Origin of the sequence: Streptomyces sp. NPDC088157 (genome assembly GCF_044741545.1) — a bacterium.
Lineage (GTDB): Bacteria > Actinomycetota > Actinomycetes > Streptomycetales > Streptomycetaceae > Streptomyces.
In genome coordinates, this window is sequence record NZ_JBIUSU010000002.1 from 429283 (window position 1) to 450384 (window position 21102).

Below are 21102 nucleotides of genomic sequence, written 5' to 3' on the forward strand. Positions count from 1 at the left end.
ACCCTCCCCCGGACCTCTTCCGGGGGAGGGTGGACGCGGCTACGCCACGTTCACCCGCTGTCCGGGCGGGGCCGCCTCCAGCCACGCGAGGAAACCGGTCAGCGCGTCCTCGCTCATGGCGAGCTCCAGGCGGGTGCCCCGGTGCACACAGGTGAGGATCACCGCGTCGGACAGCAGCGCCAGCTCCTCCTCGCCCTCGGGGAGCCGGCGGCCGGCCACCTCGATGGTGCCGCGTTCCAGGACCCGGCGCGGGCGGTAGGCGTAGGAGAAGACCCGGTACCACTCGATGCGGTCGCCGTTGTAGCGGGCGACGCCGTAGCTCCACCCTTTTCCGCTGGTATCCGTTTTCTCGGGGACGTCCCAGCGCAGGGAACAGTCGAAGGTACCGCCGGACCGCTGGATGAGTCTGCGGCGCAGGCCGAAGACGAACAACCCCAGCGCCACCAGGGCCACGACGATTCCGCACACAGTCAGAGCGAGGACCATCGACACCGACCTCCTCGTCTCCTAGATACCGAAATAGGTAACGGAACGGAAAAAACATCCATATCTGCCTCAGCCGCGGTCGGCTCCGGATTGCTCCGGTGCCGACCGCGGCTGAATGACGTCATACGGCTCTGCTCCCCCAGGACCTGACGGGCCTGGGAGGGGCCCCCAGGCTCAGCGCGAGGCCGCCGCACGCAGTCGGACATCCGCGCGACGCTCGGCGGCGGCGTCGCCCTCCGCCTTCGCGCGCTCGAGTTCCCGCTCCACGCGCTGGACATCGATCTCGTCCGACAGCTCGGCGATCTCGGCCAGCAACGACAGCTTGTTGTCCGCGAACGAGATGAAACCGCCGTGCACCGCGGCGACGACCGTTCCACCATCACTCGTACGGATGGTCACCGGGCCCGACTCCAGCACACCGAGCAGCGGCTGGTGACCGGGCATGACGCCGATGTCGCCGGACGTGGTGCGCGCGACGACCAGGGTGGCCTCGCCGGACCAGACCTCTCGGTCGGCCGCGACCAGCGCGACGTGCAGCTCAGCAGCCAAGGTGGCTCCTCGGGTCACCACCCGGCGGGTCTGCCGGGTGTTGGTTACAAGTCTAATGGGCGTGAGTGAGGGGGCGGGACGCGCCCGCCCCCTCAGACGTGAGCCGAAGGGCTCACTTCGAACTCAGGGAGTTCAGGAGACGCCCAGCTCCTTGGCGTTGGCCTTCAGGTCCTCGATGCCACCGCACAGGAAGAACGCCTGCTCCGGGAAGTGGTCGTACTCGCCGTCGATGATCGCGTTGAACGCGGTGATCGACTCGTCCAGCGGGACGTCCGACCCGTCGACGCCGGTGAACTGCTTGGCGACGTGGGTGTTCTGGGAGAGGAAGCGCTCCACGCGACGGGCGCGGTGGACGGTGAGCTTGTCCTCCTCGCCCAGCTCGTCGATACCGAGGATCGCGATGATGTCCTGAAGGTCCTTGTACTTCTGCAGGACCGTCTTGACGCGCATCGCGGTGTTGTAGTGGTCCGCCGCGATGTAGCGCGGGTCCAGGATGCGGGACGTGGAGTCCAGCGGGTCCACGGCCGGGTAGATGCCCTTCTCGGAGATCGGACGGGAGAGAACCGTCGTCGCGTCGAGGTGGGCGAAGGTGGTGGCCGGGGCCGGGTCGGTCAGGTCGTCCGCGGGGACGTAGATCGCCTGCATCGAGGTGATCGAGTGACCACGCGTCGAGGTGATGCGCTCCTGGAGGAGACCCATCTCGTCGGCCAGGTTCGGCTGGTAACCCACCGCGGAGGGCATCCGGCCGAGCAGGGTCGAGACCTCGGAACCGGCCTGGGTGAAGCGGAAGATGTTGTCGATGAAGAACAGCACGTCCTGCTTCTGCACATCGCGGAAGTACTCCGCCATGGTCAGACCGGCCAGGGCCACGCGCAGACGGGTGCCCGGGGGCTCGTCCATCTGACCGAAGACCAGGGCGGTCTTGTCGATGACGCCGGACTCCGCCATCTCCTCGATGAGGTCGTTGCCCTCACGGGTGCGCTCGCCGACACCGGCGAACACGGAGACACCGTCGTGGTTGTTGGCGACGCGGTAGATCATCTCCTGGATGAGCACCGTCTTGCCGACGCCGGCACCACCGAACAGACCGATCTTGCCGCCCTTGACGTACGGGGTCAGCAGGTCGATGACCTTGACGCCGGTCTCGAACATCTCGGTCTTCGACTCGAGCTCGTCGAAGTTCGGCGCCTTGCGGTGGATGGTCCAGCGCTCACCGTCGTAGGTCTCGTCGGTGTTCAGCACCTCACCGAGGGTGTTGAAGACCTTGCCCTTGGTGAAGTCACCGACCGGGACGGTGATGCCCGTGCCGGTGTCGGTGACCGAGGACTGGCGGACCAGACCGTCGGTGGGCTGCATGGAGATGGTGCGGACCAGGCCGTCACCCAGGTGCTGGGCGACCTCCAGGGTCAGCGTCTTCTTCTCGCCGTCGTTCGCCGGGTCGGCGACCTCGACGTGAAGGGCGTTGTAGATCTCCGGCATGGCGTCGACGGGGAATTCCACGTCGACGACCGGGCCGATGACCCGGGCGACGCGGCCCGTGGCAACGGCCGTCTCAACTGTCGTCGTCATTACCTGTCACTCCCCGCGGTCGCGTCGGCCAGGGCTGCGGAGCCACCGACGATCTCGCTGATTTCCTGGGTGATTTCGGCCTGGCGGGCCGCGTTGGCAAGGCGAGAGAGCGTCTCGATGAGATCTCCCGCGTTGTCGGTCGCCGACTTCATGGCGCGCCGCGTGGCGGCGTGCTTCGAGGCTGCCGACTGGAGGAGAGCGTTGTAGACGCGGCTCTCCACATACCGCGGCAGAAGGGCGTCGAGGACGTCCTCCGCCGAGGGCTCGAAGTCGTAGAGCGGAAGGATCTCGCCCTTCGGCGCCGACTCCTTGGCAACCTCGTCGAGGCTGAGCGGCAGCAGACGGTCGTCGAGCGCCGTCTGCGTCATCATCGAGACGAACTCGGTGAAGACGATGTGGAGTTCGTCCACTCCGCCGTCCGCCGTCTCCGTCTCGATGGCCTCGATCAGCGGACCCGCGACCTTCTTCGCGTCCGCGTAGGTGGGCTCGTCGGTGAAGCCCGACCACGACTCCGCGACCTTGCGCTCGCGGAAGTTGTAGTGGGCCAGACCGCGGCGGCCGACGATGTACGTGTCGACCTCCTTGCCTTCCGCCTCGAGGCGCGCCGTCAGCTGCTCGGCGGCCTTGATCGCGTTGGAGTTGAAGGCGCCGGCCAGTCCGCGGTCGCTCGTGAGGAGCAGCACCGCGGCACGGGTCGCCGACTCCGCCTCCGTGGTCAGCGGGTGCTTGGTGTTCGAACCGGTACCGACCGCCGAGACCGCGCGGGTGAGCTCGGTCGCGTACGGCGTGGAGGCCGCCACCTTGCGCTGCGCCTTGACGACGCGCGAGGCGGCGATCATCTCCATCGCCTTGGTGATCTTCTTGGTCGCGGTGACGGATCGGATGCGACGCTTGTAGACCCGGAGCTGGGCTCCCATGAGTCAGGTCCTTCCTTACGTCACTTGGCCGCGGCCGGGGCGTCCTCGCCGAGAAGCTTGCCGTCCGAGGTCTCGAACTGCTTCTTGAACTCGGCGATCGCGTCGGCAATGGCGGTGAGGGTGTCGTCCGACATCTTGCCGCCCTCCTTGATGGAGGTCATGAGGCCCTGCTCCTTGCGGTGCAGGTACTCGAGCAGCTCCTTCTCGAAGCGGCGCACGTCGTTGACCGGCACGTCGTCCATCTTGCCGGTGGTACCGGCCCACACGGAGACGACCTGGTCCTCGGTCGGCATCGGCTGGTACTGAGCCTGCTTGAGCAGCTCGACCAGTCGCTGACCACGCTCCAGCTGGGACTTCGACGCGGCGTCCAGGTCGGAACCGAAGGCGGCGAACGCCTCCAGCTCACGGTACTGGGCGAGGTCGAGGCGGAGGCGGCCGGAGACCTGCTTCATCGCCTTGTGCTGCGCGGAACCACCGACTCGGGAGACGGAGATACCGACGTTCAGCGCGGGGCGCTGACCGGCGTTGAACAGGTCCGACTCCAGGAAGCACTGGCCGTCGGTGATGGAGATGACGTTGGTCGGGATGAACGCCGAGACGTCGTTGGCCTTCGTCTCGACGATCGGCAGACCGGTCATCGAGCCGGCACCGAGGTCGTCGGAGAGCTTCGCGCAGCGCTCCAGCAGACGGGAGTGCAGGTAGAAGACGTCGCCCGGGTAGGCCTCGCGACCCGGCGGACGGCGCAGCAGCAGCGACACGGCGCGGTAGGCGTCGGCCTGCTTCGAGAGGTCGTCGAAGATGATGAGGACGTGCTTGCCCTCGTACATCCACTGCTGACCGATGGCCGAACCGGTGTACGGCGCCAGGTACTTGAAGCCGGCCGGGTCGGACGCCGGGGCGGCGACGATGGTCGTGTACTCCAGCGCGCCGGCCTCTTCCAGGGCGCCACGCACGGAGGCGATGGTCGAGCCCTTCTGGCCGATGGCGACGTAGACGCAGCGAACCTGCTTCTTCACGTCGCCGGAACGCCAGTTGTCGCGCTGGTTGATGATCGTGTCGACGGCCAGGGCGGTCTTGCCGGTCTGGCGGTCACCGATGATCAGCTGACGCTGGCCGCGGCCGACCGGGGTCATGGCGTCGACGGCCTTGTAGCCGGTCTCCATCGGCTCGTGCACCGACTTACGGGCCATGACACCGGGAGCCTGAAGCTCCAGGGCACGGCGGCCGGACGTCTCGATCTCGCCGAGGCCGTCGATCGGGTTGCCGAGCGGGTCGACGACCCGGCCGAGGTAGCCCTCGCCGACGGCGACGGACAGGACCTCTCCGGTGCGGGTGACCGGCTGGCCCTCCTCGACGCCGCTGAACTCGCCGAGGATGACGGTACCGATCTCGCGCTCTTCGAGGTTGAGCGCGAGGCCGAGGGTGCCGTCCTCGAACTTCAGCAGTTCGTTGGCCATGGCCGAGGGGAGGCCCTCGACCTTCGCGATGCCGTCGCCGGCAAGGGTGACCGTACCGACCTCCTCGCGCGAGGCCGCGTCCGGCTTGTACGACTGGACAAAGTTCTCCAGCGCGTCCCGGATCTCCTCCGGCCGGATCGTGAGCTCCGCCATCTGGGTTCCCTGCTCTCCTTGTTGGGCCCGAAGTTTCACTTTGGGGGGATGGGGACTCCCCCCTGAAAGAGGTGAATCCTCTGCACGGCCCAACCAGGGCCGCCATCAGTTCGTACTGCGGTCTTGAGTTGCTGCTAGCTCGCCATGCGGCGGGCGACGTCCTCGATGCGGTCCGCGAGGGAGCCGTTGATCACCTCGTCGCCGACCTGCACCCGGATCCCGCCGAGGACCGCGGGGTCCACGTCGAGGTTGAGGTGCATCGGGCGGCCGTAGAGCTTGGCGAGGGCGGCGCCGAGGCGCTGCTTCTGCGGGTCGCTCAGCGGTACCGCCGAGGTGACGACGGCGACCATGCGGTCCCGGCGCTCAGCGGCGAGCTTGGACAGGGCCTCGAGGCCCGCTTCCAGGCTACGTCCCCGGGGCGCGGTCACGAGGCGCGTCACCAGTCGCTCGGTGGCCGCGTCGGCCCGGCTGCCGAGCAGGCTGCTCAGCAGCTCGCTCTTGGCCGAGGCGGTGGCCTTCCGGTTGGTCAGTGCGGCGCGCAGCTCGGTGTTCGAGGAGACGATCCGTCCGAAGCGGAACAGCTCGTCCTCGACGTCGTCGAGCGTGCCGGCCTTCTGCGCGGCCGTGAGGTCGGCGATGGCCGCCAGCTCCTCCAGCACGTCCACCAGGTCGCGGGACTGCGACCAGCGGGAACGCACCAGGCCGGACACCAGGTCGGCGGCGGAACCGCTGATCCGGGAACCGAGCAGGCGCTGGACCAGCTCGGCCTTGGCCTCGCCGGCCTGCGCCGGGTCGGTGAGGACCCGACGCAGCGAGACCTCGCGGTCGAGCAGCGCGGTGACGGTCGCCAGCTCATCGGCGAGCTGCGCGGCATCCACGGACGTGGAGTCCGTCAGCGCGTCGAGACGCTCACGGGCTGCTGCGAATGCCTCGCGGCTCGCTCCGTGTGCGGTCATCGAGACGCCTCGGCCTTCTCCTCGAGCTCGTCGAGGAAGCGGTCGATGACGCGGCTCTGGCGGGCGTGGTCCTCGAGGGACTCCCCGACGAGCTTGCCGGCCAGTTCGGTGGCGAGCTTGCCGACGTCCTGACGCAGCGCGGACGCGGCGGCCTTGCGGTCCGCCTCGATCTGGCTGTGTCCGGCGGCGACGATCTCCTCGCGCTGGCGCTGGCCTTCCGCACGCATCTCGGTGATGAGTGTGGCGCCCTGCTCCTGCGCCTCCTGGCGCAGCCGCGCGGCCTCGTGGCGGGCCTCGGCGAGCTGGGCCTTGTACTGCTCCAGGACGCTCTGAGCCTCCGTGCGAGCAATCTCGGCCTGTTCGATCCCGCCCTCGATGGCTTCGCGACGCTCTTCCAGAACCTTGTTGATGTTCGGAAGGAGCTTCTTGCCCAGGACGAAGAACACGATCGCGAACGCGATCAGACCGATGACGAGCTCGGGGATCTCCGGGATCAGAGGATTCTGGGCCTCCTCCTCAGCCGCGATTTGCAGCAAGGGCGAGATCACATCAGTTCCTTCCGTGGAATTCTCTCGTCGGCGAAGACCGGATCAGGACGTCGGGTAGACGAAGCCCATGACCAGACCGATCAGGGCGAGCGCCTCACAGAGGACGAAGCCCAGGATCTGGTTCTGACGGATCAGGCCGGCGGCCTCGGGCTGGCGGGCCAGCGCCTGGGTGCCGTTACCGAAGATGATGCCAACGCCGACGCCGGGGCCGATGGCCGCGAGACCGTAGCCGATGGCAGCGAGGTTGCCCTTGATTTCGACCGCGGCGAGGGTGTCGAGAGCGGACATGCCGTAACTTCCTTCTCTTTACACAGGCCGGTGGGGGTTGGCCACCGGAAGTTCAGGGGATGTTGATCAGGTGCTCAGTGGTGCTCGGCGAGCGCGCCCTGGATGTAGCTGGACGCCAGGAGGATGAAGACGTAGGCCTGGAGGGCCTGGATGAACAGCTCGAAGACCGTCATCACGAGGACCATCAGGAACGAGACCGCCGAGTAGGCGATACCGATGCCGTTGAGCAGGTACCAGGTTCCGATGGTGAAGATCAGGATCAGCACGTGCCCGGCGAACATGTTGGCGAAGAGCCGGACGGCGTGGGTGAAGGGCCGGATGAACACGTTCGACAGGAACTCGAAGAACATGACCATCGGGAACACCGGGCCGAGCGACGGGTCGTAGCCGGTGATGTTCTTCCAGCCACCGATGAACCCGTGCCGCTTGAACGTCACGCTCATCCACACGACGTAGACGATGGCCGCCAGGCCGACCGGGAACGCGATGACCGCGGTGGCCGGGAACTGGGCGATCGGGACGATCGACCACAGGTTCATGATCCAGATGAAGAAGAACAGCGAGACCATCAGCGGGACGTACTTCTCGCCCTCGCGCTTGCCGATCGTCTCGTAGACGACCCCGCGACGGACGAAGTCGTAGCCCGCCTCGCCGACCATCTGGAGCTTGCCGGGAATCAGCTTCGGCTTGTTGAAGGCCGCCCAGAAGAATCCGATGACGATGACGGTGCTCACCAGCGAGAGCAGCATCGGCTTGTTGAACTCGATGCCGCCGACGGTGAAGAGCGGTTCGAAGAGGAACGAGTGCAGGCCGGGGGTCGGGAAACCGCACCCGTCGAAAATATGACAGTCGGTCTCGAAGGCGAGCGTCTTGGCGTTACTCACCGCGAGCTCCTTCAGCGTGGCGCATGGGTTCGGCAACCTCGATGTGTCGGCGCGGCCTGCGACCGCGGGACGGCACTGGACTGGACTTGCGGATGTGGGGGCGGCTACTGGGGTCCGAACCGTGAGACGTCACAGGCTCGACTGCCGCCCGCGCCAGCTCTGCCGCAGTTGTGGCGAGACGATAGCAAAAGAGCGGAAGTCCCTTTACACCGGCCCTACAGGTCACGACGACGTCCGAGCGGAATCCGGCTCGACGTAGAGGATCTTGGCCTTCATGTGCGAGACCACCTGGGCGGCGATCCATACCAGGGTGGTCGCGAGCAGCGTGAAGGCGAAACATTTCGGGTTGAAGGCCGAGGTCCCCTTGAACGTGATCAGCAGGATCATCAGCAGCAGGATCTGGGTGGTGTAGAGCAACAGCCCCATCGACTGGAAGAGATGGGGAAGTTGGCGCGCTGTGCGCAGCAGCACCACCAGTCCGCCGCCCATGAACAGCAGGACGAGAACCGCACCGAAGACGGCGCCGAGCGCTCCCTTGCCGCCGGCAACGGCGGCACTCACCGCGACTCCCGCCACACCCGCGAGCGCGGTGGGCAGGGCACAGTGCAGGAGTGTTCGTACGTCGTTGGACTGCATGGCGGCAACTCCGCATTCAAGGGGGGCAGGGTGTCGTCATGGACGAGCGTAGTCCCGGCCCGAGGGGCGAGAGACCTCACGCCACCTCGCTCCAATGAACCGTCGTAGTGCGGTCCGTGGGCTCTGTCCGGGGGTTCTCGTGAACCGTATCACAAACTATTTGATGAGGTCTTTACCTGGCGGGTGTGCCCACTGTCACACATGAGAGTGACAGTGCGCGTCTGTGCGGAAACCGGGAGGGCTTGTCTGGTATTGGGGTGCTTTGCCCTCCCCGCGCTCTCCCACGACTTGGCAATGCTCTAGTCAGATTCTTACCTTGGAGCTGCGCCGGCCGCCGACCGCGGTGGCCCCGTTCACCCCGGCCACACCCACCGTGACCGGGGCCTGCTCCTCGGCCCGGCCGTCGGCCCCGTCCGGCTCTCCGCCCGCGGCGGCCGGCTCCGACCCGGCCGGGCCGTACTGCCCGGCGGGCGCCGTGGACTGCTCCAGGTCGGACGCCGCACCGGCCCGGCGCCGCCGGTAACGCGGCGGCACGAAGGCCTCGGCCCAGCGCGGAGCGCGCGGCCGGAAGCGCGGCAGCAGAAGCAGCGCCAGACCGATCGCGCTCAGGATCACGACCCCGAGGACGATCCACATGGAAGCCGCGTTGACGGAGTAGGTCAGCGCGCCGAACGCGATCAGCGCCGACCAGAAGTACATGATCAGCACCGCGCGGCTGTGCGAGTGGCCGATCTCCAGCAGTCGGTGGTGCAGGTGCCCACGGTCCGCGGCGAACGGCGACTGGCCGCGCCAGGTGCGGCGCACGATCGCCAGGATCAGGTCGGCGGCCGGGATCGCGATGATCGTCAACGGCATCAGCAGCGGGATGTAGACCGGCACCATCTGGTGCACCGCGTTGCGCTCGGAGCCGGAGAACAGCCGCATGATGTCCGGGTCGACCTGCCCCGTGACGGAGATCGCGCCCGCCGCCAGCACCAGCCCGATCAGCATCGAGCCCGAGTCGCCCATGAAGATCCGCGCGGGGTGCATGTTGTGCGGCAGGAAGCCCAGGCACATCCCCATCAGGATCGCCGCGAACAGCGTCGCCGGGGCGGCGGCCTCGATGCCGTACGAGTACCAGATGCGGTAGGCGTACATGAAGAACGCCGCCGAGGCGATGCACACCATGCCGGCCGCCAGGCCGTCGAGGCCGTCCACGAAGTTGACCGCGTTGATGGTGATGACCACCAGCGCCACCGTCAGCAGGGTGCCCTGCCACTGGGTCAGCGCGACCGTGCCGACCCATGGCACCGGCAGCCACAGGATCGTCAGACCCTGCATGACCATGACGCCGGCGGCGATCATCTGGCCGCCCAGCTTGATCAGGGCGTCGATCTCGAACTTGTCGTCCAGGACACCGATCAGCCAGATCAGCGCGGCCCCCGAGAGCAGGGCGCGCGGTTCGTTCGACTTCTCGAAGACCTCGTTGAGGTTGGTGAGGTGGTCGGCGACCAGCAGGCCGGCGCACAGGCCGAAGAACATGGCGATACCGCCGAGCCGCGGAGTGGGTTCCCGGTGCACGTCACGGGCCCTGATCTCCGGCATCGCTCCGGCCACGATCGCGAACTTCCGTACCGGCCCTGTCAGCAGATACGTCACCGCGGCCGTGATGCAGAGCGTCAGCAGGTATTCACGCACGGGCTTCCCCACAGGTCTCGCCGGCCATCTCAGTCCCACACCCTAGCGATCGACTACCGCACGGCGCATATGTGTGAGGACTTCCGGGTAGTGACGATGGTTTCACGTGAGGCTGTGCGCGTGGACGCTCAGGGGGTGCGCAGGAGGGGGCGCACGGGACACGCCTACCCCGGTTCAGCCCGGATACGGCGCAAACGCGAGGGTCAGTTCCCGCACCTCCTCGCGGACTTTCCTGCTCTCGATCTCGTCCCGCAGCACCGCCGCCAGCAGGACCGCGATCCGTCTCATCTCCGCCTCCCGCATGCCCTGCGTGGTCACCGCCGCGGTGCCCAGGCGCAGGCCACGGGCGTGGGCGGCGGTGACGTCCGCGCCTCCGACATGCGGGAGGGCGCAGCAGTCCAGCACCACCCCGGCGGCCGCGAGCAGCCCGCGCGCGGTGCGCCCGTCGACTCCGAGCGGCGCCGGGTCCGCGATGATCAGGTGGGTGTCGGTCCCGCCGGTCGTGACGCTCATCCCCTCCGCCTCCAGGGCCGCGGCGAGAACCCTCGCATTGGCAACCACCTGATGGGCGTACACGGTGAACGCCGGGGTTGCCGCCTCGCCGAACGCGACCGCCTTCGCGGCGATGGTGTGCATCTGCGCGCCGCCCTGCGTGAACGGGAAGACCGCCCGGTCCACCCGCTCCGCCAGCTCGCCCCCGCACAGCAGCATCCCGCCGCGCGGTCCGCGCAGCACCTTGTGCGTGGTGGCGCAGACGATGTCGGCATACGGCACCGGACTGGGCGCCGCTCCCCCGGCGACGAGCCCGATGGGATGGGCGGCGTCGGCGATCAGGTAGGCGCCCGTCTCGTCGGCGACCTCGCGGAAGAAGGCGTAGTCGTGGTGGCGCGGATAGGCGATGGACCCGCACACGATCGCCTTGGGCCGGTGGCTCCGGGCCAGGGTGCGGACCTGCTCGTGATCGACGAGTCCGGTCTCCGCGTCCACCCCGTAGGGGATGAAGTCGAACCAGCGCCCGGAGAAGTTCGCCGGCGAGCCGTGCGTGAGATGACCGCCGTCGGCCAGCCCCAGAGCCAGGACGGTGTCGCCGGGCCGGAGCAGGGCCGCGTAGGCCGCCAGCACCGCGGAGGAGCCCGAGTGGGCCTGCACGTTGGCGTGTTCGGCGCCGAACAGCGCCTTGGCGCGCTCCACGGCGATCCGCTCGGCGACGTCGACGATCTCGCAGCCGCCGTGGTACCGGGACCCCGGATACCCCTCCGCGTACTTGTTGGCGAGCGGCGAGCCGAGGGCGGCCAGCACGGCGGGCGAGGTGAAGTTCTCGGCGGCGATCAGCTGCAGCGTCGACGCCTGCCGCTCCCGTTCCCCGAGCAGGATCTCGGCCAGCTCGGGGTCCTGCCGGCGCAGGACATCGGCCTCACGGACATGGGTGACCGACATGATGCGCTCCGGGCGTCGACGGTGACGTACGTCCAATGTAGGCCCGGGGTGTGCGGTACGCGCGGTCTCCGCAACCTTGCGGGGACACCGGTGAGCGCGGTGTCCGATCCCCGCGGGGGACACCGGTGGGCGCGGTGTCTACGTCCTCGCGGGGACACCGGTGAGCGCCGTGACGACCGGGTCCAGGGCCTGGTGTATCTCGTCGCCGATCGACCGGAAGAACGGCAGGGGTGCCCCGTAGGGGTCGTAGACCTCGTCCGCCTCCAGGGTCGGGGCCAGAAGCCACCCGCGTAGAGCGGCCGCCGCGCGGACCAGGGCCCGGGCGCGCATCACCACGCCCTCGTCCAGCGAGGGCAGGGTGGCCGGGTCGATGGCGTTCACCAGGCGGGTGAACTCCTTGAGGGTGAAGGTGCGCAGGCCCGCCGAGTGGCCCATGGAGATGACCTGGGCGCGGTGGTCGCGGGTCGCCGTCAGGACCAGGTCGGCCATGATGACGTGCTCGTCGAGGAGCTCACGGCCGGTGAACCCGGTGGCGTCCGCGCCGAAGTCGGCCAGCACGGTCTCCGCGTTGGCCTCCATCGGCGCGCCCTCATGACCCCAGGTGCCCGCGCTCTCCACGATCAGTCCGCCGCCCAGCACCCCGAGGCGCTGCGACACGAAATGCCGGGTCAGCCGCTCGGTGATCGGCGAGCGGCAGACGTTGCCGGTGCTGACGTGGAGGATGCGGAAGCTGTCGCGCGGAAACCCGAACGTCGTGGTCTGTTCCGCGGCACGGTCCCCGTTGCCTATGCCACGCCCCGCGTCAGGGGCTGTCAATTCGCCACCTCGAGGTCGGGTACGACCTTCCGCAGCTCGTCCGCGGAGATCGCGCCCTCACGCAGCAGCAGCGGCACCTCCCGGCTGACGTCGACGATCGAGGAGGGGACGTTGCCGGGGGTCGGGCCGCCGTCGAGGTAGACGGAGACGGAGTCGCCGAGCATCTCCTGGGCGTAGTCGCAGTTCTCCGGCGACGGGTGTCCGGTCAGGTTCGCCGACGACACCGCCATCGGGCCGACCTCCGTCAGCAGCTCGATGGCGACCGGGTGCAGCGGCATGCGGACGGCGACCGTGCCGCGGGTGTCGCCCAGGTCCCACTGGAGGGACGGCTGGTGCTTGGCGACGAGCGTCAGCGCACCCGGCCAGAACGCGTCCACCAGTTCCCAGGCCAGCTCGGAGAAGTCCGTGACGAGCCCGTGCAGTGTGTTCGGGGAGCCGATGAGGACGGGGGTGGGCATGTTGCGGCCCCGGCCCTTGGCCTGGAGGAGGTCGGCGACGGCCTCCGAGGAGAACGCGTCGGCGCCGATGCCGTACACCGTGTCGGTCGGGAGGACCACGAGCTCGCCACGGCGGACGGCGGACGCGGCCTCGCGCAGACCGGTCACCCGGTCGGTCGCGTCGTTGGTGTCGTATCGCCGAGCCATCTAGCGGGCCTCCTCGTACACGTACTGCTGCGGGTCGGAAGTGTGGGGGGTGCTCATGGCGTCGCCCGGCGGGCGGTCGCGAAACGCGGACGCTTGTTGAGGTCGGGGTGGTCGGCCGCGTCGGCCCAGCCCCGCTCCTCGGTGAAGATCCACGGCACCTGGCCGCCCTGGGTGTCGGCGTGCTCGATGACGACGACGCCGCCGGGACGCAGCAACCGGTGCGCGGTTCGCTCGATACCGCGGATCAGGTCGAGGCCGTCCTCCCCCGAGAACAGGGCGAGTTCGGGGTCGTAGTCACGGGCCTCGGGGGCGACGTACTCCCATTCGGTGAGCGGGATGTACGGGGGGTTGGAGATGACCAGGTCGACCTGGCCGTCGAGGTCGCGGAAGGCGTCCAGGGCGTCCCCCTGACGCAGGTCGACCCTGGACCCCTCCATGTTCTTGCGCGTCCAGCGCAGGGCGTCCTCGGACAGCTCCACGGCGTGCACACGCGAGCGCGGCACCTCCTGCGCGAGGGCGAGCGCGATGGCGCCGCTGCCGGTGCACAGGTCGACGATGCGGGGTTCGACGACGTCCATGGCCCGTACGGCGTCTATGGCCCAGCCGACCACGGACTCGGTCTCGGGGCGCGGAACGAACACGCCGGGGCCGACCTGGAGCTCCAGGTACCGGAAGAAGGCCCGCCCGGTGATGTGCTGGAGCGGCTCGCGCTGCTCCCGCCGGGCGATGGTCTCCCAGTAACGGGCGTCGAAGTCGGAGTTCTTCACGGAATGGAGTTCACCGCGTTTCACGCCGTGCACGAACGCGGCGAGCTCCTCCGCGTCGTTGCGCGGCGAGGGCACGCCGGCGTCGGCCAGCCGCTGGGTGGCCTGGGCCACCTCTGCGAGCAGCAGGTTCACGCAAGTCCTCCGTGTCGTACTCGTCGTGCGTACGTCCTACAACGCTTACGCGGCTGCGAGCTTGGCGGCCGAGTCCGCGTCGACGCAGGCCTGGATCACCGCGTCGAGGTCGCCGTCCAGGACCTGGTCCAGGTTGTACGACTTGAATCCGACGCGGTGGTCCGAGATGCGGTTCTCCGGGAAGTTGTACGTGCGGATCTTCTCGGAGCGGTCGACGGTGCGGACCTGGCTGCGGCGGGCGTCGGCGGCCTCCCGCTCCGCTTCCTCCTGTGCCGCCGCGAGCAGCCTGGAGCGCAGGATACGCATCGCCTGCTCCTTGTTCTGGAGCTGGCTCTTCTCGTTCTGGCAGGAGGCGACGACTCCGGTGGGAATGTGCGTGATGCGCACGGCGGAGTCGGTGGTGTTGACGGACTGGCCGCCGGGCCCGGAGGACCGGTAGACGTCGATACGGAGGTCGTTCGCGTTGATCTCGACCTCCACCTCCTCGGCCTCGGGCGTCACGAGCACACCCGCGGCGGATGTGTGGATCCGTCCCTGGGACTCGGTCGCGGGCACCCGCTGCACCCGGTGCACGCCGCCTTCGTACTTCAGCCGCGCCCAGACGCCCTGCCCGGGCTCGGTGGCGCCCTGTCCGCCCTTGGTCTTCACCGCGACCTGGACGTCCTTGTAGCCGCCCAGCTCGGACTCGGTCGCGTCGATGATCTCGGTCTTCCAGCCGACGCGTTCGGCGTACCGGAGATACATGCGCAGCAGGTCGCCGGCGAACAGCGCCGACTCGTCGCCGCCCGCGCCCGCCTTGATCTCGAGGATGACGTCCTTGTCGTCGGACGGGTCCCGGGGCACGAGCAGCAGCCGCAGCTTCTCCGTCAGCTCCTCGCGCTGCTTCTCCAGCTCCTTCACCTCGGCGGCGAAGTCCGGGTCGGCGGAGGCGAACTCGCGCGCGGTCTCGACGTCGTCGCCGGTCTGCTTCCAGGAGCGGTACGTGCCGACGATGGGCGTCAGCTCGGCGTAGCGCTTGTTCAGCTTGCGCGCGTTGGCCTGGTCGGCGTGGACCGACGGGTCGGCGAGCTTCTTCTCCAGGTCGGCGTGCTCTCCGAGCAGCTCCTCGACGGCCTCGAACATGATGCGCTCCTGAATGACGTACGTGGGGGAAGGGCGGGCGACCAAAAACGCCGGTCCCGGCGTGCCCCTGGGCGGGGACACGGCCGTGGACCGGCGAAGAGGGGCTCGCTACTTCTTGGAGCCGGCGGGAGCCTTGCCGAAGCGGGCCTCGAAGCGGGCCACACGGCCACCGGTGTCGAGGATCTTCTGCTTGCCCGTGTAGAACGGGTGGCACTCGGAGCAGACGTCGGCGCGGATGGAACCGCTCTCGATCGTGCTACGGGTGGTGAACGAGGCGCCACAGGTGCAGCTGACCTGCGTCTCGACGTACTCGGGGTGAATGTCGCGCTTCAAGGTGTCTCCTAGTTTCGGGAGGGCGCCGGGTCGTTGTCGCGGGATACGACCAACGTGAACCGGAGCCGACGTACCAGTCTGCCAGGACTGGGCGCATCCCCCAAAACCGGGGGGCGGGGGGATCTATTCCCCGGGGCCCCGCCGAGCCCCTCAGGACGACTTCACGACCCCCGCCGCCTCACCGGTGGCGGTGCCCTCGGTGGCTGCCTTCGGGACGGGGCGGTCGTTCTTCAGGGCCGTCCAGACCTGCTTCGCCTTCGCCTCGGCGACGATGACGCGGTTGGGGTTGGACGGGTCGTACCGGACCGGCATCGTGACCATGTTCATGTGGGCGGCGCTGATGCCCTTGAGGCCGTTCGCGAAGGACATCAGGGAGTTCAGCGAGCCGAGGTCGGAGTCGGCGGTGACGGCCTTGGTGGCGGTGCTGGCGAGGTCGTACAGCTTCGTGCCGCCGGTGAACAGGCCCACGTGCTTGACCTGGTTGACCAGGGCCTTGATGAAGGCCTGCTGGAGCTGGATGCGGCCGAGGTCGGAGCCGTCGCCCACGCCGTGCCGGGTGCGGACCAGGCCGAGGGCCTGCTCGCCGGTGAGGGTGTGCGTGCCCGCCTTGAGCTTGAGGTGGCTGTCGGGGTCGTCGATGGCCTTGGTCGTGGTGACCTCGACGCCGCCGAGTTCGTCGATGAGCTCCTCGAACCCGGAGAAGTCGACCTCCAGGTAGTGGTCCATACGGATGCCGCTGATCGACTCGACCGTCTTCACCGCGCAGGCCGCGCCACCCGTCGAGTACGCCGAGTTGAACATCACGTCGGAGGCGGCGTCGTGCGTGTCACCGCTCGCGTCGGTGCAGGCGGGGCGGTCTATGAGCGTGTCGCGCGGTATCGAGACCACGCTGGCCTTCTTGTGGCCCTCGTACACGTGGATGATCATCGCGGTGTCGGAGCGGGCACTGCCGTCGTCCGTGCCGCCGCCGAGCTTCTTGTTGGCGCCGGAGCGGGTGTCCGAGCCGAGGACGAGGATGTTCTCGGAGCCGTTGTCGACCTTCGCGGGCCGGTCGGTGCCCAGGGCCTGGTCGATGTCGACGCTCTTGATGTTGCCGTTGAGCTTGAAGTAGAGGTAGCCGACCCCGGTGCCGCCCAGCACGAGGACGCCCGCGGCGGTCCAGGCGGCGATCAGCACCCCCTTGCGGCGGCCCCGCTGCCTGCGGTGGCGCGGACCGCTGATGCCGGCCGCGCCGCTCGTTGTGCCGGCCTCACCCGGTATGCCGGGCTCCGGCGTGCTCTCGGCGGACATGTGCTCCTCTGTTCTCGTACAACCTCACCATCGTCGCTCCGCCAGGACAGACGGGGAAACTCGGGACAGGGTTGCACAACGCAGTGTGCCCGGTCCGCGTCGGACCGGGCACAGAGCGTGACGCGGGCGGGTGAGGTCTACCCCCACTCACCTGCGGCTTCGGCCGGACTCAGCCGAAGAGGTCGTACTGCTTGAACGTGGTCCCGAGGGAGAGAGCTGCGGAAAAGATCACATTCGTGGCCCCTCCGTTGCCCCGGTACAGGACCAGTTTGCCGGCGGGCGTACGGGCCAGCAGGTCCGCCATGCCGTCGCCGTTCACGTCGCCGACCGCGGCGAAGGCGTTGTACGTGGTGTTGCTCCAGGTCGCGACCTTGACGCCGGGCGCGAAGGCACCCGTACCGGCCACGCCCCGGCCCTTGTACAGGTAGACGGCGCCGCTCGTCTTGTTGCGGGCGAGCAGGTCGGCCCTGCCGTCGTTGTTGTAGTCGCCGTGGCCGCGCACGAAGTTGAAGCTGTTCCAGCCCGTGCCGGCCTTCACGACGGTGGCGAAGCTGCCGTTGCCCTTGCCCGGGTAGATCCACAGGACGCCGGCGGAGTCCACGGAGACCAGGTCGGGCAGGTAGTCGCCGGTGACGTCACCAGGGGCGACGATCGCCAGGCGGGTCTTCCAGTTGTCGCCGATGAGCTTGTCGGCCCAGGTTCCGCTGGCGGGCACGAAGTGCTTCCAGAAGACGTCGCCGTCGGACGTACGGCGCACGATCAGGTCCTGGTAGCCGTCACGGTCGAGGTCGGCCTGCAGGATGACGTTGTAGCCGCTCCAGGTGCCCCAGGACTGCCGGGCGGCGAGCGTGGTGCCCTTGGAGTCCAGCTCGTAGCCGGTCTGCGTGGAGGCGTTGCGCACCCACAGGTCGGCGTTGTGGTCGCCGCTGAGGTTGGTGTCGTCGATGCGCGGATAGACCGTGCCGACGTACGTGGTGACCTTGCTGAAGACGCTGTACGCGCCGCTCTCGACGCAGTCCTTCACGCCCCAGGAGACGACGCCCACGATCCGTCCGCCGACGACCAGCGGACCGCCCGAGTCACCGTTGCAGGACGTGGTGGTGCCCTCGTCGCTGCCGGTGGCGGGGGTGCCCGCGCACACCATGTGACCCTTGACGAAGTCGGCGCCGTAGGTGTTCGCGCAGGTGGTGTCCGACTGAATCGGCAGCGTGGCCGTCTTCAGCGTCTCGGAGATGTCCTCGTTGGTGGACGTGGTGCGGCCCCAGCCGTAGACCGTGGCGTTGGTGCCCGCCACGTACGACCCGGTGTTCGCCGACGTGATCAGCGGGATCGGCGTGGCCTTGACCGGGTTCGGCAGGGTCAGCACGGCGATGTCGTTGTCGATCGTCGAGGCGTTGTACGACCAGTGGTTCCACTGGAGCCAGACACCGCTGGCGGTGCCGCCGTGCAGGTCGCCCTCGGACGGCAGCTGCGAGGTGCCCGTGACGATGGTGCCGTGGGCCTTCCAGTCGTAGCCCTTGACGCAGTGCGCGGCGGTGAGGATCTTCGTCGGCGACACGACCGCGCCGCCGCAGAAGAAGCCGATGTCGTCGCTCTCGTTGTCGGGAGTGCCACGGTCGTCGCCGTACCAGAGCTGGGCCATCCACGGCGCTTTGGTGATGGTGGTGGTCGTACCGCCGATGATCTTCGGGTCGACCGTGGTGGCCTTGGAGCCCGCGGTCAGGGACTCCTTCGACGTCTGCCCCGCGACGTCGTCACCGGCCAGCGCGATGTCGAGCCGCTTCTGCAGCTCCTTCGCCGACGGCGCGGTGGCCTTGGGCGTCGGCGGCGTCTCGGCCGCCTCCGCGGACGAGCTCAGCAGCGCACCGGCGACGGCGACGGCCAGTCCGGCCGCGGCGACGGGCAGCGCTATCCGTATCCGGCGTCTGTGCCGACCGCCCCCGGACGTGGGTGTACCCACTCAAGTCCCCCCTCGGGATCAAGAAGTTCGGTTCAGTTCGATCAGAAGTACGAAGCTGAAGAAGTACGAAGGCGAGATCGTATCCCGCCTGTGAAGAACGAGTGAGGGCCACCCCCTTCACGGGGGTGGCCCTCACTCGGTGTCCGGCGGAACGACGTCAGTCGTTGTTGCCCGTCGACGGCGTCGTCTTCTGAATCTGCATCAGGAACTCGCCGTTCGACTTCGTCTGCTTCATCTTGTCGAGGAGCAGTTCGATCGCCTGCTGCTGGTCGAGCGCGTGCAGCACCCGGCGGAGCTTCCAGGTGACGGCCAGCTCCTCGTTGCCGAGCAGGATCTCTTCCTTACGGGTGCCGGACGCGTCGACGTCCACCGCGGGGAAGATGCGCTTGTCGGCGAGCTTCCGGTCGAGCTTGAGCTCCATGTTGCCGGTGCCCTTGAACTCCTCGAAGATCACCTCGTCCATGCGGGACCCGGTGTCCACCAGCGCGGTGGCGAGGATGGTCAGCGAGCCGCCGTCCTCGATGTTGCGGGCCGCACCGAAGAAGCGCTTCGGCGGGTACAGGGCGGTCGAGTCGACACCACCGGACAGGATGCGGCCGGAGGCCGGGGCGGCGAGGTTGTACGCACGGCCCAGACGCGTGATCGAGTCGAGCAGGACGACGACGTCGTGACCCAGCTCCACCAGGCGCTTGGCGCGCTCGATGGCGAGCTCGGCGACCGTGGTGTGGTCCTCGGCCGGGCGGTCGAAGGTCGAGGAGATGACCTCGCCCTTGACCGACCGCTGCATGTCGGTGACCTCTTCCGGACGCTCGTCCACCAGGACGACCATCAGGTGGCACTCGGGGTTGTTGTGCGTGATCGCGTTGGCGATCGCCTGCATGATCATGGTCTTGCCGGTCTTCGGCGGGGCCACGATCAGACCGCGCTGGCCCTTACCGATCGGCGACACGAGGTCGATGATGCGGGTGGTCAGCACGCCCGGGTCCGTCTCCAGGCGGAGGCGGTCCTGCGGGTAGAGCGGGGTCAGCTTGTTGAACTCCGGTCGCCCGCGCCCGGAATCGGGCGCCATGCCGTTGGTGGAGTCCAGACGGACCAGCGCGTTGAACTTCTCGCGGCGCTCGCCGTCCTTGGGCTGGCGGACCGCACCGGTGACGTGGTCACCCTTGCGCAGGCCGTTCTTGCGGACCTGGGCGAGCGAGACGTACACGTCGTTGGGACCCGGCAGGTAGCCCGACGTACGGATGAACGCGTAGTTGTCGAGGATGTCCAGGATGCCCGCGACGGGGATCAGGACGTCGTCGTCGGCGACCTGCGGCTCGGCTGCGCCGATCTCGTCACGCCCACGACGGCCACGGCGGTCGCGGTAGCGGCCACGCCGGCCACGCCGGCCGTCGCCGAACTCGTCGTCGTCCTGGGGACCGTTGTCGCGCTGCTGGCGGTCCTGGCGGCCGCCGCTCTGCTGCTGACCCTGCTGCTGGCCGCCCCGCTGCTGCTGGCCGCCCTGCTGGTCGTCGCTCTTGCGACGGTCACCGCGGTCACCGCGGTCGCCCCGCTCACCACGGTCGCGGCCACGCTCACGGCGGTCGCGGCGGCGGCCCTCGGCGCCGTCGGCGTCACCCTGCGGCTGCGCCTGGGCCTCGGTCTGCGCCGGGGCGGGCGTCTCGGCCTTCGGAGCGGTCTTCGCCTCGGCGACGACCGTCTCCGGGCTGCCCGCCTCGGCGGTGGCGCGGCGGCGACGGCGCTCGGTGGGCGCGTCGTTGCCCCCGGCCGGCTGGCCGGGAATCTCGATCTGCTGCTGGGCCACGGCCTGCTCGGCGGGCGCCTCGGCCTTGGCGGCGGCCGTCTTCTTCTCGACGGCCTCGTCGCCGGTGCGGGCCTTCGAGGTGGCGCGGCGCTTGGGCTTGGTCTCGGCGGCGTCGCCGGCGGAGGCCGCGGCCTTGGGAGCGGCTCCGCCTCCCGCCTGCGCCTCCTTGATGACCTCGATCAGCTGGCTCTTGCGCATACGCGCGGTGCCCCTGATGCCGAGGCCGGATGCGACCTGCTGAAGCTCGGCCAGCACCATGCCCTCGAGGCCGGTACCGCGGCGTCGCCGGGAGCCGGCACCGGTGGCAGGCGCGGAGGCGTCCGTGGCGGGCGCGGCAGCGGTCTCCTCGACACGTGCGCCCATCAGATCGGTGGTGTCGCTCACGAAGGGTCCTTCCCTGGAGCGGACGTCGGCCTGTCTGGCACGGCGACCGTTTGTGCTGTCCGACTTCGGTCCTTGCTGTGGCGAAGCCGGGGCGGTGGTCCGCCAAAGCGGCGGAAGAGTATTTGCTGGTGATGGCGCTACCGCGACGAGCCGTGACACTCAGTGTCACGTGGCGTGGTCGCACCGATTCCGGAGCGTGCCCAGTGGACCGCTCAGCGTCGCTGTACTGCGTACTGCCCAGGTACGACGTACGGAACGCAGTGCGGCTTGGGGAGCTCCCGGAAGAATGTCTG

Annotated in this window: 20 protein-coding genes; all 20 read right to left on the bottom strand. The window is 68.7% G+C overall.

Annotation, left to right across the window (positions count from 1 at the left end; genetic code table 11):
• Window positions 1-39: 39 nt before the first annotated feature.
• Window positions 40-486 carry a DUF2550 domain-containing protein gene (locus ACIPFH_RS08225; RefSeq protein WP_401824312.1) on the bottom strand — a complete coding sequence of 149 codons (447 nt, stop codon included), beginning with the start codon at window positions 484-486 and terminating at the stop codon, window positions 40-42.
• Window positions 487-660: 174 nt separating this feature from the next.
• Window positions 661-1035 carry a F0F1 ATP synthase subunit epsilon gene (locus ACIPFH_RS08230; protein WP_057584029.1) on the bottom strand — a complete coding sequence of 125 codons (375 nt, stop codon included), beginning with the start codon at window positions 1033-1035 and terminating at the stop codon, window positions 661-663.
• Window positions 1036-1167: 132 nt separating this feature from the next.
• A complete protein-coding gene (gene atpD / locus ACIPFH_RS08235; protein ID WP_401824314.1) occupies window positions 1168-2604 on the bottom strand; it encodes a F0F1 ATP synthase subunit beta in 1437 nt (478 codons plus the stop codon).
• On the bottom strand, window positions 2604-3521 hold the full coding sequence (locus tag ACIPFH_RS08240; protein WP_401824316.1) for a F0F1 ATP synthase subunit gamma: 918 nt from the start codon (window positions 3519-3521) through the stop codon (window positions 2604-2606). The genes atpD and ACIPFH_RS08240 overlap by 1 nt, the downstream gene beginning before the upstream one ends.
• 20 nt (window positions 3522-3541) lie before the next feature.
• Complete coding sequence (atpA, locus tag ACIPFH_RS08245) at window positions 3542-5131, bottom strand: F0F1 ATP synthase subunit alpha (RefSeq protein ID WP_356256127.1); 1590 nt, start codon at window positions 5129-5131, stop codon at window positions 3542-3544.
• Between the two features lie 134 nt (window positions 5132-5265).
• Window positions 5266-6087, bottom strand: coding sequence for a F0F1 ATP synthase subunit delta (locus ACIPFH_RS08250; RefSeq protein ID WP_401824318.1), 822 nt, complete (start codon window positions 6085-6087; stop codon window positions 5266-5268).
• Window positions 6084-6632 (bottom strand): F0F1 ATP synthase subunit B, encoded by a 549-nt coding sequence (locus tag ACIPFH_RS08255; protein ID WP_190153292.1) that lies wholly within the window; start codon window positions 6630-6632, stop codon window positions 6084-6086. The genes ACIPFH_RS08250 and ACIPFH_RS08255 overlap by 4 nt, the downstream gene beginning before the upstream one ends.
• A gap of 45 nt (window positions 6633-6677) precedes the next feature.
• Entirely contained in the window at window positions 6678-6923 is a 246-nt protein-coding gene (locus ACIPFH_RS08260; RefSeq protein ID WP_020131181.1) for an ATP synthase subunit C, read from the bottom strand.
• 74 nt (window positions 6924-6997) lie between these two features.
• Window positions 6998-7807 (bottom strand): F0F1 ATP synthase subunit A, encoded by an 810-nt coding sequence (gene atpB, locus ACIPFH_RS08265; RefSeq protein ID WP_356256122.1) that lies wholly within the window; start codon window positions 7805-7807, stop codon window positions 6998-7000.
• A gap of 222 nt (window positions 7808-8029) precedes the next feature.
• Window positions 8030-8443, bottom strand: a complete 414-nt coding sequence (locus ACIPFH_RS08270; RefSeq protein ID WP_401824321.1) for a hypothetical protein — start codon at window positions 8441-8443, stop codon at window positions 8030-8032.
• 303 nt (window positions 8444-8746) lie between these two features.
• On the bottom strand, window positions 8747-10120 hold the full coding sequence (locus ACIPFH_RS08275) for an MraY family glycosyltransferase (protein ID WP_356256116.1): 1374 nt from the start codon (window positions 10118-10120) through the stop codon (window positions 8747-8749).
• A gap of 174 nt (window positions 10121-10294) precedes the next feature.
• A complete protein-coding gene (glyA, locus tag ACIPFH_RS08280; RefSeq protein ID WP_401824323.1) occupies window positions 10295-11557 on the bottom strand; it encodes a serine hydroxymethyltransferase in 1263 nt (420 codons plus the stop codon).
• A gap of 138 nt (window positions 11558-11695) precedes the next feature.
• Window positions 11696-12373 (bottom strand): protein-tyrosine-phosphatase, encoded by a 678-nt coding sequence (locus ACIPFH_RS08285; protein WP_401824325.1) that lies wholly within the window; start codon window positions 12371-12373, stop codon window positions 11696-11698.
• Window positions 12370-13017 (bottom strand): L-threonylcarbamoyladenylate synthase, encoded by a 648-nt coding sequence (locus tag ACIPFH_RS08290; RefSeq protein ID WP_356256109.1) that lies wholly within the window; start codon window positions 13015-13017, stop codon window positions 12370-12372. Before ACIPFH_RS08290 ends, ACIPFH_RS08285 begins: the two co-directional genes overlap by 4 nt.
• Window positions 13018-13070: 53 nt before the next feature.
• Complete coding sequence (prmC, locus tag ACIPFH_RS08295) at window positions 13071-13916, bottom strand: peptide chain release factor N(5)-glutamine methyltransferase (RefSeq protein WP_020131188.1); 846 nt, start codon at window positions 13914-13916, stop codon at window positions 13071-13073.
• 45 nt (window positions 13917-13961) lie between these two features.
• Window positions 13962-15038: a peptide chain release factor 1 gene (gene prfA, locus ACIPFH_RS08300; RefSeq protein WP_401824326.1), complete on the bottom strand. Its 1077-nt coding sequence runs from the start codon at window positions 15036-15038 to the stop codon at window positions 13962-13964.
• A gap of 108 nt (window positions 15039-15146) precedes the next feature.
• Entirely contained in the window at window positions 15147-15371 is a 225-nt protein-coding gene (gene rpmE, locus ACIPFH_RS08305; protein WP_062642060.1) for a 50S ribosomal protein L31, read from the bottom strand.
• 150 nt (window positions 15372-15521) lie between these two features.
• Complete coding sequence (locus ACIPFH_RS08310) at window positions 15522-16661, bottom strand: LCP family protein (RefSeq protein WP_401824328.1); 1140 nt, start codon at window positions 16659-16661, stop codon at window positions 15522-15524.
• Between the two features lie 169 nt (window positions 16662-16830).
• Entirely contained in the window at window positions 16831-18621 is a 1791-nt protein-coding gene (locus tag ACIPFH_RS08315; RefSeq protein WP_401824330.1) for a trypsin-like serine protease, read from the bottom strand.
• 157 nt (window positions 18622-18778) lie between these two features.
• Complete coding sequence (gene rho / locus ACIPFH_RS08320; RefSeq protein WP_356257727.1) at window positions 18779-20809, bottom strand: transcription termination factor Rho; 2031 nt, start codon at window positions 20807-20809, stop codon at window positions 18779-18781.
• Window positions 20810-21102 lie beyond the last annotated feature (293 nt).